Source organism: Streptomyces sp. NPDC107538 (assembly GCF_055657445.1).
This window is the reverse complement of record NZ_JBVKAY010000036.1, coordinates 1-2,529: the sequence shown is the minus strand read 5'-3', so window position 1 is coordinate 2,529 and position 2,529 is coordinate 1. Positions and strand designations below refer to the sequence as shown.

General features: G+C 63.6%; 1 protein-coding gene and 1 pseudogene. Both read right to left on the bottom strand.

The window, feature by feature from the left end:
• Positions 1-103 precede the first annotated feature (103 nt).
• Complete coding sequence (locus ACZ7MG_RS43675) at positions 104-1,888, bottom strand: reverse transcriptase domain-containing protein (protein WP_471397038.1); 1,785 nt, start codon at positions 1,886-1,888, stop codon at positions 104-106.
• A 536-nt stretch (positions 1,889-2,424) separates the two neighbouring features.
• A pseudogene (locus tag ACZ7MG_RS43670) lies at positions 2,425-2,529 on the bottom strand (transposase); the annotation flags it as partial.

The window sequence follows — 2,529 nt, the reverse complement described above, 5'->3', positions numbered from 1 at the left end:
AGTGAGGTGGGCCGCCGGCGAGGTGCCCGTGGATCGGGTCCTTTTCCGTCGGCCCCCTCCCGAACCGTGCAGGCGGCTTTGACCGCACACGGCTCTCCAGTGATTACTTCCGGGGAAGAGCTGAGCCCCGTCCTGCATGGATGTTGTGGTGGCAGGCCGAGCAGACCACCAGGGTCTTGCGTCGCCGCGCTGCCATCAGGATCATCCATAGCGGCCGATCCGGCCGACCGGGCCTGTTGAGATCGGCGAGTTTCCGCAGGTGGTGGACTTGAAGTCCCTTTCCCGCGCCGCAGATCTCGCATTTCCCGGCCAGGAGCCGATGGATCAGCTCGTTGCCGGGACTGGCCATGGTCGGTCGTCGATCGGTCAGGACGGCGGTGCGCTTGCGGATGAGTGGGATCCCGCCGAAGCGGGCGACCAGTGGTTTCCGTCCCGCGTCACGCTGCACCTTGGCCTCGAAGCAGATCCGGGGGCCGACCGGAGTGCTGATGGTCGCCTTGAAAGCGCGGGCCATCGCCGGGACGGTGGATCGGTGCTTCGCGGCCAGGGTCTTGAGCATCGAGGTCTCCATGACCCAGTGCAGCGTGCTCAGGCGAAAGACATCCTGGGCGAGCAGGTAGTACTGGACGAACCCTCGGTATTCGGCTCCGTACTTCCCGACGATGGTGAAATCGCTGTCGTGGAAGAGCTGGCCGCGTGCCGCTGGCTTCCCGTTTCTCATGTAGCGGGCGCATCGTTCACGGATCACCGCGTTGGGCACATACAGACCCATGACGCCGTTGACTGCACGCCGTCCGCGAGTGAATTTCGTGTCCTCGTGCTGAGCCCGTATTTCGTAGCCAAGAAACCGTGCCGCCTGGCTGGCGGCATGAGTGATCAGTGTCTTGGACTCCGAGAGTTCCAGCTTGAGTTCATCGTGCAGGAACTGCTGGACCCGCGACTTGATCTCCTTAGCCTCGTGTTTGGGCCCGGCGAAGCCGAGCAGCCAGTCGTCGCAATACCGCACGTACTTCAGCCGTCGAAACCCCGGGTCGCTCGGGTCGCCGCTCGACAGCCTGCGGCGCTGCTGTTTCAACAGCTTCACCGATTCCAGGTCACCGCGCCGTTCGGCCTTCTCGATCTGGGATTTGTTGGCCAGGTAGGCCGAATTCTTGCGACGGGGGCCGCCTCGGTTGTATTCGGGCAGCAGATCTTGTTCAACAAACTGATCGAGCCGGTCCAGGTAGATGTTCGACAAGATCGGGGACGCCGTGCCGCCCTGTGGGGCGCCACTGAGCGTGGCGTTCCATTTCCAGTCTTCCAAGTACCCGGCTTGCAACATGCGCTCGATCAGCCGCAGGAACCGACCATCGTGGATCTTCTCCGCAAGCACCCCGACCATGATCTTGTGGTCAAGGGATCCGAAGCAGTCGGAGATGTCACCTTCGATGAACCAGTGCGTTCCGGTCCAAGCCGTGGCCACCTCGCGCAGCGCGGTGTGGCAGCCCCGGTCCGGCCGGAACCCGTGGGACCGGTCGGAGAACTGGACGTCGTAGTACGCCTCAAGCAACAGGCGGACCACCTCGGCGACCAGCTTGTCCGACCAGTTCGTCACGCCCAGCGGGCGCAACTTCCCGTTTTTCTTCGGGATATAGACACGTCTGGCCGGTGACCACCGATACGATTCCGAACGCAATGCGCTGATGATCGTCTCGATCTTGGCCAAAGACATGCCGTCCACGGTTTCCCCGGTAGTCCCGGACGTCATCGCACCCTTGTTGGCGTAGATGCGACCGTAGGCCATCAGAAATAACTGCGAGTTGAACAGCTGTCGGTACAACCTCTCCAACGGCAGACAACGCCTGCCGCGTTCCCGGATGACGCCCAGGACTGTTTCAGCGTCCTGCATTTCGCAGACCTCCCAGCACGGACATCACAATCAGCCTGTGCCCCTTCGCCCTGCGGTCCGGCTTTCCCGGCCTCCCCGGCAGGTCGCTACTCCTGCGACTACTATGGGCACTCCGTCACCTTGGGGCTCGCGCCCTTTAGGCGATCCCGTGGTACGTCTTCGCTGTACGTATCGAGCGCGACGTAGGCCGCCCACTCATCTCCTTGACCGTCCTCGCTGGGCGGTGTCCGTCACCGTGGAGGCTGCCCGGCCGGGACAATCAAGGCCGGGCACGGTGCGGCGTCGGTGTCAGGCGTCATTCCGACGGGTGGGTCTTTACACCACAGGAGATTGGACTTCAGGCAATCCAGCTTTGGCCATATCGCGCGGGCCTTGCGACGCACCGTCTCGGACGCCTCCGGGCGGTCACCGCTTTCCGGACATGCTGTTGTCCCCTTCGGCCTTTCACCTCCAGGTAAGCCCGGTGGCCCAGGAATGTTCCTCCAAATTCCTCCCGAGTGAGTCGGGGATACAACGAAGCGCCTCACGGCGCACTTGTCCCAGACCAGGACGACGGGGCCGCCGAGCTGCTGGTGTGCGGCGTCGAGCAGGCGGGCGTAGTCGGTCTCGGTGAAGCCCTTGCGCCGGCCTTTGGCGGGGCC